Source organism: Arcicella sp. GW458-12-2-14-TSB2 (assembly GCF_059423785.1).
In genome coordinates, this window is sequence record NZ_JBWKYN010000023.1 from 14816 (window position 1) to 30825 (window position 16010).

Genomic DNA, 16010 nt, shown 5'->3' on the forward strand with positions numbered 1-16010 from the left:
TGTAATAACCCTCCTGTTTTACAGGTTTTTTTGTGAAATTTGCATTCCAGCTTTATTTTACACAATTCTTAGCTTGAATGTAGCCCAGAATTGTTAGCGTTAAAAAATGATGTTAAAAATTTTATTTGTTTGTACTGGTAATATCTGCCGTTCGCCAATAGCGGAGGAAACTTTTAGAAGAGCCGTAAAGGCTCGTGGTTTACAGCGTGTCATTCTGTGTGACTCTGCGGCAACGCATGCTTATCATATTGGTGACTTGCCTGACCCTAGAACACGGAAAAATGCAGAATCGCATGACCTAAAACTTACGCACCATTGTAGAAAACTATCAGGCGAAGATTTTTCTGTGTTTGATTATATCGTGGCGATGGATAACTATAATATGGAAAATATACAGACAATCAGTGCTAGGTCTGTCGGCATAAAGCAACCAGCTGAAAATTGTTTTTTGTATAGAAAGTTCGATAATACGAATACGACACCAGACAAAGTATTGGAAGTGCCAGACCCATACTATGGAAATTCAACTAATTTTGAGGAAGTCTATCAGATTGTCAATCGTTGTGCTGAAACATTTTTAGATTTCTTAATTATTAAACATAATTTGTAAATGAGGAGGCTTCTGCTGATATGTCTGTTGTTTATCACGAAACAACTCTTGGCTCAATCGTACCAAGATAGCATTGCTAATCATCGAGAAAACTATAAGAAGGAGTTCTTGGATAGTAAGAGTAGCCCATTGAAAGAAGCAGATTTATCTTACCTAAGATTCTATGAACCAGATGTACAGTATCGTGTGAATTGCATCTTTAAAAAATCGGAGAATGTTAAGCCTTTTAATATGTCAACTTCCTCTGGACAGAAGCAAGAATATTACAAATATGGTGTGTTGAGCTTTCAATTACAAGGTAAAAATATGGAGCTAAACGTATATAGAAGCCTAAGCTTAATGCGAGTACCTCAGTATAAAAATTACCTGTTTATTCCCTTTAAAGATGCTACTAATGGGAAAGATACTTATGGAGGCGGGCGTTATTTAGCCCTTGAAACTACCGATATTCAAAATGATAGCGTAATTTTAGACTTTAATAAAGCATACAACCCTTATTGTGCTTTTAGTGATGGATATTCTTGCCCAATTCCGCCTAAAGAAAACCACTTAACAGTGGGAATTGAAGCAGGCGAGAAGATCTTTGGCAAAGCACATTAAATTAGTTAAGCGTTGTGAATGATGAGTTTCAGTTTTTTAAAAATGATATATAGCATTTTACTTATATCCTAACATCGTTTATTTTACATAAATTATAAAAGCTTAAGGCTTATTGCTTAAAGCAAATTATCCAAGCGTTAATAAAACAAATCAAGCAATACATACGTGGACAAAAAAGTAATTTTAATCATCCTAGACGGTTGGGGAATAGCTCAGAAGGGTTATGAAGACCGTTCGGCAATCATTGCAGCAAAAACGCCATTTTATGATTCTATTTTGGCGAATAATCCAAACAGTACTTTAGTTACCTTCGGTCCTGAAGTTGGTTTACCAGAAGGACAATTTGGTAACTCAGAGGTTGGCCACATGAACTTAGGTGCTGGTCGTACTGTAAAACAAAGTTTGGTACGTTTGAATGATGCCATTGAGCAAGATACTCTTCGTCATGAGCCAGTCTTGGTAAAAGCTATCAAATATGCAAAAGATAATAACAAACCTTTTCATTTGATGGGCTTAGTGTCTGATGGTGGCGTACACGCACATATCAATCACGTAAAAGCATTGTGCAATGTTTTAAAAGATAATGGTTTAGAAAAAGTATATATCCATGCTTTTACAGATGGACGTGATACTGACCCGAAATCAGGAAAAGGATATATCGCAGATTTATCATCATTCTTGACTACATCGGTAGGTAAAATTGCGAGTGTAACGGGTCGTTATTATGCCATGGATAGAGATAATCGTTGGGAGCGTATTCAGAAAGCTTATGACGTTATGGTAAAAGGTATTGGAACAGCAACAGAAGATGTGTTAGCGTCAATCTCGGCGTCTTATGAAGCTGGTGTAACAGATGAGTTTATCGACCCACTTTTAGTGACTGAAAACGGAGTACCTGTTGCTACTATTCAAGAAGGGGATGTAGTATTGTGTTTTAACTACCGTACCGACCGCCCGCAGGAAATCACAAAAGCTTTAACGCAAGAAGATTTTCCTGAAAATGGCATGAAAAAATTGGATATTCAGTATTATACTTTGACCAATTATAATAAGTCTTTCACAGGTATCAATGTCATTTTTGATGATAGTAACTTACCTGCTACGTTAGGTGAAGTCTTATCAGAAGCTGGTAAAAAACAAATCAGAATTGCTGAAACTGAAAAATACCCACACGTTACTTTCTTCTTCTCAGGTGGACGTAACGAAGAGTTTGAAGGTGAAAGCCGTATTTTGTGTAATTCTCCGAAAGTTGCTACTTACGATTTACAGCCAGAAATGTCTGTATATGAAGTACGTGATAGTTTAGTGCCTGCATTAAGAGACGAAAAAGCTGATTTTGTATGCTTGAACTTTGCCAATCCTGACATGGTAGGTCATACAGGTGATTTCCAAGCGGTAGTTGATGCTTGCGAGGCAGTAGACCAATCGTTGGAAGCTGTAGTAACAGCAGGTGTGGAACATGGCTATTCAGTAATTGTTTTAGCTGATCATGGAAATGCTGATTACATGATTAACGACGACGGTTCGCCAAACACACAACACAGCTTAAACCTTGTACCATGTATTTTGATTGACAAAGATAAAAAAGCAATCAAAAATGGTAAATTAGGGGATATTGCTCCAACTATTTTGGATTTAATGGGTATCGAAAAACCAGCCATTATGACTGGTGTAAGCTTAGTATAAGCTTTGAAGATACCAATCAGATAATAAAAAAGGTCAGGTTTCAAAAACCTGACCTTTTTCTATGGTAATGGGATAATTAACTTCTCTCCTCGTTCTGTAATATCTTTTGTTTTCTTGTTAGCAGTCATAATCAATTGCTTGCTAACACCATATTTTTCTGCTACCACCCTCAGAATGTCTCCAGGCCCTACTGTATGAATAGCTTTCACTTTTACATTCAGTTTCGTAATCCCTACCTTAATGCCCTCTGGCTGAACATCAGGATTAAGCGTTTGTAAAGCCGACTTGCTGAGATGATAACGATTGGCAATACCATAAAAAGTTTCGCCTGATTGTACTGTATGAGTAAACGATGTCCCTTTTACGGCAACTTCAGTTGCTTTCTTTTCTGGTTTAGCTGTTTCCTCTTTCTTTTTAGGTTCTTCTTTTTCCTTCTCAGCTACTTTCTTCTCTTCTTTTTCTTTCTTCTTTATTTCAGCTTTTTCTGAAGCCTTTTTGCCCTCATTTTCAACATCCTCCTCAGGCATTTCTGATGGAGCGGTTACAAGGTCGGCATCATCTTGACCTTTCATCGCATCCGACTGTGGAGCAGTACTTAAAACAACTTCAGTTTTTGTAGTTTCATCACTCATCGACTGCCAACCAACATACAGCAAAGCAATTACCAATGCCACTAAAACCAAAAGGGTTATCATTGGAATGTTTGAGTTTTCTTCAACTGGGCGAGGATTACGATAATCTTCCATATTTCGTAAGGATTGGTGAGGTTTATTTAAAAAATTAAAGAGTTTTCGACTGTTAAAATAATCAATTAATTTAAAATAACTAATTACTTCCCTTCAATTCATTAACCATTTCTGCAACTTTTTCGCTTAGTTCGCTTTTATAATTTTGCAATTTAGTAGCTATTTCCTGATTTTCAATACCCAACATTTGTATGGCAAGAATTCCTGCATTTTTAGCACCATTCAAAGCAACAGTAGCTACAGGAACACCTGAGGGCATTTGTAAAATAGAGAGTACAGAATCCCAGCCATCGATTGAATTTGAAGATTTTACAGGTACACCAATAACAGGAAGCGTTGTTACAGAAGCTACCATGCCCGGCAGATGTGCCGCACCGCCTGCTCCAGCAATGATTACTTTAACGCCTCTATCACGAGCAGTCTGTGCATACTCAACCATTTTTAAAGGTGTTCTATGAGCCGAAACGATGTCTATTTCATACTCTACTCCAAATTGTTTACAAACGTCGGCAGCTTCTTGCATTACTTTAATGTCTGAAATACTACCCATGATGATTCCTACCATTGTACAATAACAAATTAAATTGCGTTATAAAGAATACAAATTTAGGTCGAAAAATCGAAAAAGCCTCTACTTCCTATAACGCAGAGGCTTTTAAAATAATATAAATGCTTAAAGATTAAGCATTTTCAGAAGGTTCAATGGATGGATTTTCTGGTAATTCTTCTTTAAAACTTTCTACAGGCTCATCTTCCTTTCTTTTTCCCGTAATAAAACGCCAGATAGCCGTTAAACCTGCACCAATCGCCACGATACCCAGTTTTCCTAACTTGAGTAATGGAAGAAAAAACTTACCTAATAGCCCTAAGAACCCTAATTTAGCCAATACTTTTCCTGCTACTAAACCTCCGATACCTACGGCTGCTACTACGTCTAAACCAGGGTCGAAATCTTTGTATTTATTGCCATCTGTAAACTCTACGATATTTAAAACCTTGCTGATGTCATTATTAACCATGGCTAATTGAGACATCCCACCTACAGCATTTAATATCAACACACCTTTTCTACCCAAAATCCTAATGTTATAATTAAGCGTATTTTCGGCGCTATCATCAAATTTAATTTCTTTGGCCCAATGCAATACCTTATGTTCTTTATCATAAAATGGTTTTGCAGCCCAACCTACTAGCTTAACACTTCCATAACCTTCTTTTACTCGTTCTTCATTGCCAGCAGCTATATCTTCCTGCATATCAGCTAGCAGATCATCATAGTTTATGTCGTCTGCATCATCATCTTTTACAAAGCCCATTTCGTCCCATTGAACGATAAAAGAATAACTTGACGCATCAGTCACTTTTCCACCTTCTGGTAAAATCATGCCTAAGATTTCTTGAGGAGGATTTCCCCAAAGTTTAGTCACTACAAAATCAGCTTGTTCGGCATTCAGGAATTTAAAGCCAGCAGGAATGGTGATTTTTGCAATACCATTTTTTAGCAAGATTGTACCATGTTGATAATTCATGGCATGCTCAACGGAATCAATGAAGGCTTCTTGTACTGCCAAGGCTTTTGATTCCTCATCACTGTTTTTTTTGTCTTTCTGTGCAGATACTGAATAAATAAATGAGATACATAACAGTAGTAGACCTAAAGTTTTTTTCATGTGTATAAAATTTAAGATGTGAGCCTTAAAAATATCATTAATAAATGAAAAAAGGAAAATAATTTATTAAATGGTAAGTCTAAGTCTGTGATAATTTTCAAAAATTCCATTTTAACATAGATATTTAAGAAAACAGGATAATAATATTTACCTAAATAGATGAATTTGATATGCAAAAGAATTGAAATGGAATATAAAATGTAACCCCTTTCGGCAGAGCGATAGTGGCATTAAACAACATAATCTGCTGAAAGAATCAATTGTATTGAGCCATCATAGAGATTTATTTATATTCAGTATAGATATAAGTAGATTCAAGGTATTGTAATTTTTTAACCATATCTATCAAACCACTACCAACGTTTTCTGTGATAGCCTGTAAAACCCGTATTAATTCGTTATAACTATTGGGTTTTACGAAATAGCATATTGCTCCGAGTTTAACGGCATTCACCATGTCTTCTTGATGCGACGATGTCGAGATAATGATGGCTGGTATATTTTTGTAGTTTTTATCGTCTTTCAATTTTTTAAGACATTCCCAACCATCCATAATTGGCATGTTTAAATCCAAAAATATAAGTTGAGGTTTCTCATGAAGCATTTCTAATTTCCTGAAAAACTCTTCACCATTAATTGCACAGTGGCATACAATATTGTCGTCTATTTCTTCTAGAGCCTCGCAAAACATTTCTGTATCATCCCTATCGTCATCAGCTAAAAATATTATTTTTTGTCCCATATCTAAATACTTATTCCTTTTTGTTTTAATGGAAGTGTTATAACAAATGTGGCACCTTTGTCCAAACTGCCAATTGCAATGATATTGCCACCATGACGCTCTACAATTTTCTTGCAAAGTGATAAACCTAAACCTGTACCTTCATAATCATCTTTTGGGTTTAAACGGGTAAACGTTTCAAATATTTGCTCTGCATGGTCAGGTTTAAAGCCAATTCCATTATCTGTCACCGTAATACGATAAAAGTCTTGATTGTCAACCTCTGAAGAAATAGATATATGTGGAGGTACACCAGTTTTAGTAAATTTGATTGAGTTGTTGATAAGGTTATAAAAAAGTTGGTAGAGTAGTACCATAGCACCTTCTAATGTAGGGAGGTTTTGATACTCAATTGTTCCGCCTGTTTTTTGCAAAGCAACTTCTAAATCGGTCTCAATATTGCGTATGACTTCATTCAGATTAACGGATTCCGCCTTTTTTTGTATAGCATTGATAGTTGAGTAGGCTAATACTCCATCAATCATTGCGAACATGCGATCAGTAGCAACATGGATTCTTTGCATAAACCGCATTCCTGTATCATCTAATTTTTCGCGAAGGTGGTCTTCCAATCTACCAGTGAAGGTTTTTATTTTTCTTATCGGTTCTTTAAGGTCATGTGAGGCAACATGAGCAAACTGTTGTAGGTCTTCATTAGAGCGCTGTAATTCCCGAGTACGTTTAGTAACTTGCTGTTCTAATGTTTCAGCCAATATTTTATAACGATTTTCACTTTGCTGAAACCTCTCCTCTATACGCTTAATCTCGGTGATATCACGTGTCGTACCTGCAATAACTTCTACCTGACCATCTTGATTTAAAACCGGTACGAGAATATAGTCATAAATTCGGCTTCCAAGTTCAGCATGTGGAAAAGAAACAGTTCCACGGATTGATTTTTTTGTGGCGACTATCTCGTCAATTTCCCGCTCATGCATCTGCGCATGCCATTCTTCGTAGCCATTCTCGCGAAGCCCACGACCTATGGCATCTTCTGCGTTTTTACCCCACATAGTAAGAAGCGCCTTATTCGCATAAGTAAATCTGTAGCTAAGGTCAAAAACATATACTAGGTCGGGTGTGTTATCCGTAATGGAGTCATACAGTCGTTTTTGCTTTTCGGTAGTCTCTAATGCATTCTTGAGGTTTATCTCAGACTGTTTCCGCTCAGTTATATCTTCAGTTGTTACTACTAGTAGTTCTCCCTGTTTTACGGCAGTAAAATAAAACCAGTGCTTCATGCCTTCTCCTGCATAATAACATTCAAATCTGGCAGTAATACCTGTTTCAGCAACCTCAATAAATTTTTCAAGAATACCAGTTTGTTTTACCAAAGGAAAAACATCACTATATCGCTTGCCTTTGTAATCAGTATCGCCAATCCAGTTAAGTGTATGTGCATTAAAAAGTAAAATTGAGAAATCTTCGACCCTACCTTTTTCATTATACAGGCATTGCATCAGGGCAATCCCGTTTGAAGCAGAATCAAAAATGGTTTGGAAGAGGTCATTGTTTTCAGTTAATTTCATTGTTATAAAGTATGTCTTTGGAAGGTATTAGACCATAGGGTATTAAGATAAGTAATAAGGAAAGTTGTGCAATATTTTAAAAGTCAATAGATTATAGGGCTCTTTCAAACAATTCAATGCATAACTTTACAGCAAATTAATAGAAAATTTTAGAAGTTAAAATATTATAAAAACAAAAAATCCGAAGGAATTGTCCTTCGGATTATGTATATACGAAACAGTTCTAATCTTGCTAGATATTAAGCAATTACTTTAAGGGTTTCCTTTACTGCTTTTACTTTTTCTTTCAGAGAAGTTAAGTCTTCATCTACTACTGTTACATGTCCCATTTTACGGAATGGCTTTGTGATTTTTTTACCATACAAAAATGGATATACACCTGCTATGGCTAAAGCCTCATTCATCCCAACATATTTTGCTTCGCCAGTGTAATTATCTTCACCCAATAAGTTCACCATCGCCGCTTTTGAATGGGCAGTAGTGTCGCCTAATGGTAAGCCTAGAACAGCCCTAAGATGTTGCTCAAACTGAGAAGTGTGATTTGCCCTGATGGTATGATGACCGCTATTATGTGTACGTGGCGCTACTTCATTGATAAGAATCTGACCATCTTTCGTCAAAAACATTTCGACAGCCAGTAAGCCTACAATACCTAATTTTTCGGCAGTTTCTATCGCAATTCTCTTTGCTTCTTCATGGATATGTTCATTCACAGCCGCTGGTGCGAATAGGTATTCCACCAGATTATATACAGGATGAAATACACATTCAACGGTTGGGAATGTCTTGATTTCGCCATGTTCGTTTCTTGCTACAATTACGGCTATCTCTTTATCAAAGTCTATTGCTTTTTCTAATAAACTTGGTTCTGTAAAGGCTAAAGGTAAATCATCTTCAGAACTTAGTTTTTGTACACCACGTCCATCATAACCCCCTTTGCCCAATTTATTGAAAGCAGGTAAGAAATCAAGATTTTTGCTGATATCTTCTACAGAATCTGTCAAGATAAAATCAGAAGTAGGTAGATTGTTATCTAAATAAAACTGTTTCTGAATGCGTTTATCTTGAATGATTTCTAATACTTCGGGCTGTGGAAATACTTTCTTGCCTTCTGAACGAAGTTTTTTTAATGCTTCTAAATTAACATTCTCGATTTCAATCGTAATTACTTCGCAGTCTTGTCCAAACTGGTAAACGGTGTCATAGTCCAGAAATGACCCAACAACAAACTCTGGTGCAATTTTAGCACAAGGAGCATCAGGGTCTGGGTCAAGTGCTTTTACGTGAATATCTAAATCGATAGCGGCTTGGAGTAACATTCTTCCTAGTTGACCACCGCCTAATAAACCTAATTTGAAATTTTTAGAAAACATTGGATTGCTGTAGGGGAAAGGTACTAGCAATTAGTAGCAAAAATTGAATAAAAACCCTTGTTTGCTTTGTCGTAGTATCTTACCTTATTTTAATTTTTCACAAAATTACGTTGAAATCTGTAAACCTTAGTAAATTTGTGTACTCTAAATAAATTAGAGGGGAAATTTTGGAGAAAAATTTATGAAAAATTCAATAAATCTTCGTTTTGGTATTTTGGTTGCTATTATTTTAGTGGCTACTGCTTTCCGTTTTTTAGCTGTTGTAGCACCAACTTTATCAAACTTTTCACCAGTAGGCACTATTGCTTTATTTGGTGGCGCATATTTTACTAAAAAATATTGGGCATTTGTAGTACCAATGGTTGCGCTGTGGTTATCTAACTTAGTATTGAATAATGTTTTTTACAAACAGTGGTATCCTACCTTTTCATTTGGGTTCGATGCTTCTGTGTTTTTTACCTTTGCTTTAGTAGTATTGGTAGGAATAGTTACTTTGAAAAAAGTAAATGTAACAAACTTACTTGGTGCTAATTTATTGGGTACACTAGTGTTTTTTATTGTATCAAACTTCTTTGTTTGGACGGCTGGAAAAATCTATCCTCAAACTTTTGATGGATTGGTATCGTGTTATACAATGGCTTTACCATTCTTGAAAAATACGTTGATGAGTAACCTAATCTTTTCTGCTATTATGTTTGGTGCTTTTGAATACGCACAATCGACTAGTAAATCGTTGCAGTTGCAGTAAGCGTTTAGGAATATTTATCTTAAAAGTAGTGTAAGGCTGGCTTTACACTACTTTTTTTGTTTGATAGATGTTAAAACTCGTACTATAAAACAAAAAAAAGTGCAGGGGATGCACCCTACACTTCTATCTACAATAATATCTAGTTATTTTACGCCTCAATATCAACAATAGCTGCTAAGTGTTTCCAGAACGAAGGGTATGATTTTACTACAACGTCTGGTTCTTCAATCTCAACCTCCGCAATTAAAGCTAAAGGAGCAAAAGCCATTGCCATACGGTGGTCATCATAAGTATGGAATGATGTTCCCGCTGGAATGCTTTGATTACTTGAAGTCAATAAGTATTTATGATTCTTTTCTGTTTCTACTAAACTCGCTCCGATTTTAGCCAACTCTGTTTGTAAGGCATAAATTCTATCAGTTTCTTTTACTTTTAGCGACTCTACGCCCGTTAAAGTAAGCGGAATGTTTTTGGCTGCTGCTACTACACAAACCGTTTGAGCAAGGTCTGGGCAATTGGTGAAATCCCAAGCTAAAGTACTTTCAGCAGGAATTTTAGTTAATTTAAATCCACGACCTGTATATTCAGACTTCACGCCTAAATGGCTCATAATATCAGTAATGACAGAGTCACCTTGTAATGAATTTTCTTTTAATCCTAATAACTCTAATTCAGCATCTTCAAATTCAGAAAGTGCTACAATTGAAAACCAATAGCTTGCTCCTGACCAGTCAGATTCAATGGCATAAGGAATTACTTCGTATTTTTGAGCAGGTACTGTAATCGTCAAATTTTCCCAATCTGGACTCACCGTAATACCGAAACTCTTCATTTGTTGAATCGTCATTTCGATATAAGGTTTAGACCCTAACTCTCCAGTAATCGTCAGAATTAATCCTTCTGGTAATAAGGGGGCAATCATCAAAATGGCAGAAATGTATTGTGAAGAAACATCTCCTCTGATAGCCAAATGGTTGTTTCCAGAGAAGTTAAAACCATTTAATTGTAATGGAGGATAACCTTCTTTATTCAAATATTCAATATCAGCACCCAAAGAACGAAGGGCATCTACCAAAATGCCAATCGGTCGTTCACACATTCTTGGCGTACCTGTCATCGTCTTGTGCTGACCTGTTACTGCGAAATATGCCGTTAAAAAACGCATAGTAGTACCAGCATCAATCACATCAGCAATAGCATCATCAGAAGCCAACAAACGCATCATCGTTTGTGTGTCACGTGCTTCCGCAAGATTTGATAAATTGTCTTTTCCTTGTGCCAAGGCATTGATAATCAAGGCACGATTAGATTCTGATTTTGAAGAAGGTAAGGGTATTTCCGTTTGGAAAGATTTCTGTACTTTAGGAAGTAATAGCTTTTTCAATGTATGATTTCTGATTTATTTTCGGAAAATATCATTCCCGATATACTTCTCTGATTCGTTTTTGGGATTTAAAGAATACAAAGATACAAGAAAACCTTGAAAATAGGCTCTGTATAAACGCTTTACAGCGTACAAAGTAAGGGCTAGGAAATAAGAATAAAATTAAAATAGTTTTTCGAAACTTGCTGGCGTTAATATTGTAGCTGTCACTACGTAAGATAAACGATGATATTTTGTGAATTAAAGGATTGTATATCAATATTATAAATTGCATCGGCGAACCACTCGTAACTCATCATTCTAATTTAACTCATCTTCCTCCACAATACTCTCTCTAAAGCGTTCTTGATATGTATTCAGTAATTCCTCTAATTGCCAAGCTGTAATCGCTAAGGTATTGATTGGAATCTCTTGAATTCGTCCATTATTAGTAAAAACCAATGTTTCCGAATAACTATTCCCTTTTACTTCTGGACGAATCTGTAAACCATGTACAAATGCCCAAGAAACAAAAGGCTGTCCAACTACTTGAATGCCATCTTGACTAATAATAATTTTCGCTTTTGATTTAATTTTTTCTAAATACCTATAAGTCAATACGATACTAGTGAATAAACATAATACACTTGATATATATTCTGTTCTGATTAAGAAAAAAATTACATATAAAAATGTTCCTAGTCCACCCAACAGCAGTAGATGTTGGTCGGATGGACGCGTATAAATAACTGTCACTTGCGGAATCTCTACTTTTTCAGGCATATCAATTCAAGCTAGGGTCGCTAGGATAATTAGCTAATACTTTAAAAGAACCTCCCATTTCTTTGAGAATTGTTCTCCAAAAATTTTCTATTGGCGTATCAAAAATTACTTCTGCAGTAGTGGTTGATACAATCCATGAGTCTTTCTTGAGTTCATTGTCTAGTTGGTCTTCTTCCCAACCCGAATATCCAATAAAACAGCGGATATCACTAGGAGATAAAACCCCATTATTAAGCAAACTCTTTACTTGCTGGAAGTTTCCACCCCATGTAACACCATCCATCAAAGTAATGCCCCCTTCGATGATATCAGGACGGCGGTGTACATAATGCAACGTATTATGCTGAACTGGTCCCCCTACATAAAGGGGTATATCTGGATAAATATTTTCTTCTAATACATCATCAAGATTCAGGTTAGAAGCTTGATTCAGAATCAATCCAAAAGAACCTTGGTTAGTTTCGTGTTCACAAATAAGTACAACACTACGGTTGAAATTAGGATCCTTGAGAAAAGGTTCTGAGATAAGTATGGAGCCTTTTGTGACGTTTTTCATGGTAGGTATTTAAAGGATTATTGGTGAATTAAGGAATATTTATAAATCTTTGCAGGAATATCCTGAAAGGATAATGGTCGTAATGATATAGATTAAGTGCTATGGAGCTTAATTAAGAAGTTTAACTAAAAATACAATGCAAAACCTGAATCTCCAAACTACTTACCTACTTTTAGGCTCAAATTTGGGAAACAGAGAAGAAATTCTTGAAAATGCTATTGAATTAATTGAAAATAGAGTAGGGTTTGTGCTTAAACGTTCAAAATTCTATGAAACCGCTCCGTGGGGCGTAGATAATCAGCCTAATTATTTGAATATAGCCATTGCCGTAACTACAACTCTGAATCCTAATGAATTGTTGATAGAAACACAACAGATTGAAGAAACGTTAGGACGAGTACGACTAGAAAAATGGGGTGCAAGGCTAATTGATATTGATATTATTTTTTTCGGAGAACAAATTATTAACGAGCCAACCCTTGTAATACCTCATCCGTTGATGCATGAAAGAAATTTTGTGTTAGTACCCCTTGAAGAAATTGCCCCTGATTTTATACACCCAATTTTCCATAAAAGTATCATAGCATTATGTAATCTCTGTGCTGATATCGGGGAAGTAAAGCCTTATTTATGACCCACAGAATAGGGGAGGAGGAGTGTAAAAAAAGTGGTATTCCCGTTAGTATGCGCATTGATGCTCCCACCGTGAAGTTTTACAATACGATTGACCAAGGATAGCCCAACGCCATAACCTTTGATATTGGCAGTATTTTGGCTTCTATAGAAAGGTTCAAATACTAAAGCTATTTCCTTCTGAGGCATAGCGCCTGTGTTTTCAAACTGTACTTCAATCTGATTTTCCAGAAAACGAATGCATACTTTTACGGAGTGATTTTCTGAGAATTTACAGCCGTTTTCTAATAAATTCACAAAAGCAGTTTTGAGTAATTGTGCATTTCCTTGAATCACTAGCTGAGTATCTTCTTCTAATTCACTGGTGAAATTTACTTGTACCTGATAGTCCTTTTCAGCTTGTAATAATAAATCTCCCGCTTCCCAGATTATTTCATCAAGCCGTACTTCATCATACATCAGACTATGGTTCAAATCGCTTACTTTGGCTAGCTCCAATAAAGTATTTGATAGCTGACCTAACTCCCGAATATCTTGTCTGACAGATAGTAGCGTTGTTAAATACTGTTCTTCGCTTCTGCTTTTCAATAAGGTGACATCAATTTGTGACCCTATTTTCATCAAAGGATTTTTCATTTCATGAGATACATTCGAAACAAATAAATTTTGTAAACGAAATACCTCTCCAATTCTTTCTAGTAGCTCATTAAAGGTGGCAGTTAATTGCCCAATTTCATCTTTGGGGTTTTGAATCGTCAGTCGCTGATTAACGTTTTGAGGATAAATGGTCTTTACTTGTTTAATTACCTCAGAAATAGGCGACAAGGCACGAACAGAAAAATACCAACCCGTTACGGCCACTACGGCAATTACAATAAAAAACAACCCAAACATGGTGTTTTGTAAATTCTTTAAATCTCGCTCTCCAGATGAATCTACCGCCCCTGCAATGGTAACAACCCGATTGAAGCGGTCTCTATAAAGAATACCTACAATCTTAAAATCTCCTTGGGTAAATCTTGAAATGCGTTCTTTTCTTACCTGATTCAGCATTTCAGAAGAAATCTTGAACCCACTTGTGTCATTGGTAGAATATACTTTTAAATTCTCATAATCGTAAATAATGAGGTTTTCACGATAAAGAACATCTCTGTTGTTTTGATTAATTTTCTTGAGCAACTTAGAATTTACTTCATTAAATGTTACCAACAATTTTGCAGAGGTAGAAGCTTTTTGGGTAAGACGATTATAGAATTCTTCTTTTACGTAATTATAGCGTAAACCATAAATTACAATAAAAATCACCAAAACAATTACAGACACTAACAGTGTAAATTGTAAAGTAAGCTTTGCTCTAATTTGCATAATTTATGAGAACGTTTTTAAAGTTATTCTTCAACTTTTAATACATACCCAACACCATATTGGGTATGTATAAGTTTGGTGTCGTAATTTTTGTCAACTTTCTTGCGAAGCATCGTCATAAATACTTCGATAACGTTTGTGCCCATTTCAAAACGACTATCCCATACCTTTTCGGCAATATCTGCTTTGGAAATTACCTTCCCCTGATTTCTTAAAAGGTATTCTAACAAGGCAAACTCACGAGCGGTTAAATCAATTTTATTGCCAGCCCTAGTGACTAAATGGGCATCCAGATTCATTTCTAAATTATTATAGCTCAAAATATTGGTATTGCTAAGTAATGGCGCAACATGTGTACGTTTGCTTAATACCTTGATACGTGCCATGAGTTCCAGAAAATCAAAGGGCTTTACTAAGTAATCATCAGCCCCAGCATCAAACCCCATCAATTTTTCTTGAATACTCCCCATTGCCGTAAGCATTAGAATAGGCGTGACTACTCCTTCTTCACGAAGTTGCTTGCACAATTCAAGCCCATTAATACCCGGCATAATGATGTCGGTAACGATGATTTGATATTGATTTTTACGTGCAAGGTGTTTGCCGATGAGTCCGTCATAAGCTATATCTACTTCAAAACCATTTTCCTCTAATCCCTGTCGAAGCGATTGGAGTGTTTTGGGTTCATCTTCTATTAATAATATTTTCATGGATATTGTAGGTAAATACTTTATCAAAGATAAAATAAAAAACTCCGCAAGACACTTAAATTCTTGCGGAGCCATCACTAATTAAATTTTTTTATAGATTTTCAGAGACTTTTGATTTATCCATCGTTGCCATCGTTCCAAAAACATAATCCCAAAGCGGAGAAGATACCCCAAAAACAGCGTTACCATCTTTATAATGATGCACAGCATGGTTAATCCATAATTGCTTCATGAAGTTTTTAGGTGGAGCATACGCATGAACAGAATAATGTACTAACAAATACGCTGCATATCCCCAAATAAAACCTGGGAAGAAAGCGTAAGCTGCCTCGCCCATCAAAACAAAAAACAAAGAAAACAATGTTACAGCTACAATCACAGCCACGATAGGAGGCATCGCTAAACGAGTTTTGTCCTTAGGGTATTCATGATGTACACCATGAGCAATGTATTGAAATTTAGCTCTTGCTTCGGTTGTTGGTTCAATGTGATATACACTTCTATGTACCCAGTATTCAATGAATGTAAATGATATTGCACCAATGAAGAACAAAGCACCAATAGCCCAATTGGCTAATTCTGTATGAGTAAAGGCATAAAATCCAAGCACAAAACCTGCAACAAAAAATAAAGATACTGGAATGGCAATGTGTGTGTGCGATAGTTTCTCTAAGATTGGATTTTCAAATAATTGTTTAGAGCCACTATTTTTAGGTCTAATTTTTGTGTTTTTCGCTTCCATAATACTATTTTAGATAAGTAGGAGAGTTAGCGTATAAATTGTATTAATTTAATATTAAGAGCTTAATACCTATCATTTTGTTGAATTATAACGACAAAGATACTCAACTTTTATT

Annotated in this window: 17 protein-coding genes; 5 read left to right on the forward strand and 12 right to left on the reverse strand. The window is 35.8% G+C overall.

The features are described from left to right. Positions 1 to 106 precede the first annotated feature (106 nt). The 3 genes from AC07XN_RS05280 to gpmI all read left to right on the forward strand — a co-directional run bounded on the left by AC07XN_RS05280 (position 107) and on the right by gpmI (position 2896). Entirely contained in the window at positions 107 to 610 is a 504-nt protein-coding gene (locus tag AC07XN_RS05280) for a low molecular weight protein-tyrosine-phosphatase (RefSeq protein ID WP_494742279.1), read from the forward strand. Continuing rightward, positions 611 to 1210, forward strand: a complete 600-nt coding sequence (locus tag AC07XN_RS05285) for a DUF1684 domain-containing protein (protein ID WP_494742280.1) — start codon at positions 611 to 613, stop codon at positions 1208 to 1210. A 165-nt stretch (positions 1211 to 1375) separates the two neighbouring features. Beyond that, positions 1376 to 2896: a 2,3-bisphosphoglycerate-independent phosphoglycerate mutase gene (gene gpmI / locus AC07XN_RS05290; RefSeq protein ID WP_309913434.1), complete on the forward strand. Its 1521-nt coding sequence runs from the start codon at positions 1376 to 1378 to the stop codon at positions 2894 to 2896. 59 nt (positions 2897 to 2955) lie between these two features. Here the strand turns inward: gpmI and AC07XN_RS05295 are convergent, their stop codons facing one another. From AC07XN_RS05295 to AC07XN_RS05320, 6 genes are all read right to left on the reverse strand, one after another. Beyond that, positions 2956 to 3642: a LysM peptidoglycan-binding domain-containing protein gene (locus AC07XN_RS05295; protein WP_309913441.1), complete on the reverse strand. Its 687-nt coding sequence runs from the start codon at positions 3640 to 3642 to the stop codon at positions 2956 to 2958. A gap of 79 nt (positions 3643 to 3721) precedes the next feature. Next, positions 3722 to 4207: a 5-(carboxyamino)imidazole ribonucleotide mutase gene (gene purE, locus AC07XN_RS05300; protein ID WP_309913445.1), complete on the reverse strand. Its 486-nt coding sequence runs from the start codon at positions 4205 to 4207 to the stop codon at positions 3722 to 3724. Between the two features lie 115 nt (positions 4208 to 4322). Further along, positions 4323 to 5312: a DUF2167 domain-containing protein gene (locus tag AC07XN_RS05305; RefSeq protein WP_494742281.1), complete on the reverse strand. Its 990-nt coding sequence runs from the start codon at positions 5310 to 5312 to the stop codon at positions 4323 to 4325. Positions 5313 to 5595: 283 nt separating this feature from the next. Beyond that, positions 5596 to 6054 carry a response regulator gene (locus AC07XN_RS05310; RefSeq protein ID WP_494742282.1) on the reverse strand — a complete coding sequence of 153 codons (459 nt, stop codon included), beginning with the start codon at positions 6052 to 6054 and terminating at the stop codon, positions 5596 to 5598. Between the two features lie 2 nt (positions 6055 to 6056). Beyond that, positions 6057 to 7622 carry a sensor histidine kinase gene (locus AC07XN_RS05315; RefSeq protein WP_494742283.1) on the reverse strand — a complete coding sequence of 522 codons (1566 nt, stop codon included), beginning with the start codon at positions 7620 to 7622 and terminating at the stop codon, positions 6057 to 6059. Positions 7623 to 7861: 239 nt separating this feature from the next. Beyond that, positions 7862 to 8995: a 5-(carboxyamino)imidazole ribonucleotide synthase gene (locus AC07XN_RS05320; RefSeq protein WP_494742284.1), complete on the reverse strand. Its 1134-nt coding sequence runs from the start codon at positions 8993 to 8995 to the stop codon at positions 7862 to 7864. A 181-nt stretch (positions 8996 to 9176) separates the two neighbouring features. On the opposite strand from AC07XN_RS05320, the gene AC07XN_RS05325 reads away from it, so the two are divergent. Continuing rightward, a complete protein-coding gene (locus AC07XN_RS05325; protein ID WP_309913463.1) occupies positions 9177 to 9743 on the forward strand; it encodes a DUF6580 family putative transport protein in 567 nt (188 codons plus the stop codon). Between the two features lie 148 nt (positions 9744 to 9891). Here the strand turns inward: AC07XN_RS05325 and AC07XN_RS05330 are convergent, their stop codons facing one another. From AC07XN_RS05330 to AC07XN_RS05340, 3 genes are all read right to left on the reverse strand, one after another. Next, positions 9892 to 11127, reverse strand: coding sequence for a 3-phosphoshikimate 1-carboxyvinyltransferase (locus tag AC07XN_RS05330; protein ID WP_494742285.1), 1236 nt, complete (start codon positions 11125 to 11127; stop codon positions 9892 to 9894). Between the two features lie 300 nt (positions 11128 to 11427). Further along, the gene (locus tag AC07XN_RS05335) at positions 11428 to 11889 is read right to left on the reverse strand and encodes a hypothetical protein (RefSeq protein WP_494742286.1); all 462 of its coding nucleotides are present in this window, start codon (positions 11887 to 11889) and stop codon (positions 11428 to 11430) included. Position 11890: 1 nt separating this feature from the next. Then, a complete protein-coding gene (locus AC07XN_RS05340) occupies positions 11891 to 12445 on the reverse strand; it encodes a YqgE/AlgH family protein (RefSeq protein ID WP_309913475.1) in 555 nt (184 codons plus the stop codon). A 136-nt stretch (positions 12446 to 12581) separates the two neighbouring features. On the opposite strand from AC07XN_RS05340, the gene folK reads away from it, so the two are divergent. Continuing rightward, entirely contained in the window at positions 12582 to 13079 is a 498-nt protein-coding gene (gene folK / locus AC07XN_RS05345) for a 2-amino-4-hydroxy-6-hydroxymethyldihydropteridine diphosphokinase (protein WP_494742287.1), read from the forward strand. On the opposite strand, the gene AC07XN_RS05350 is transcribed toward folK, so the two are convergent. The 3 genes from AC07XN_RS05350 to AC07XN_RS05360 all read right to left on the reverse strand — a co-directional run bounded on the left by AC07XN_RS05350 (position 13070) and on the right by AC07XN_RS05360 (position 15895). Then, the gene (locus AC07XN_RS05350) at positions 13070 to 14443 is read right to left on the reverse strand and encodes a HAMP domain-containing sensor histidine kinase (protein WP_309913482.1); all 1374 of its coding nucleotides are present in this window, start codon (positions 14441 to 14443) and stop codon (positions 13070 to 13072) included. The two genes, folK and AC07XN_RS05350, sit on opposite strands and share 10 nt — an antisense overlap. A 23-nt stretch (positions 14444 to 14466) precedes the next feature. Next, positions 14467 to 15153, reverse strand: coding sequence for a response regulator transcription factor (locus AC07XN_RS05355; RefSeq protein ID WP_309913487.1), 687 nt, complete (start codon positions 15151 to 15153; stop codon positions 14467 to 14469). Between the two features lie 91 nt (positions 15154 to 15244). After that, positions 15245 to 15895: a sterol desaturase family protein gene (locus AC07XN_RS05360; RefSeq protein WP_309913490.1), complete on the reverse strand. Its 651-nt coding sequence runs from the start codon at positions 15893 to 15895 to the stop codon at positions 15245 to 15247. Positions 15896 to 16010: the final 115 nt, after the last annotated feature.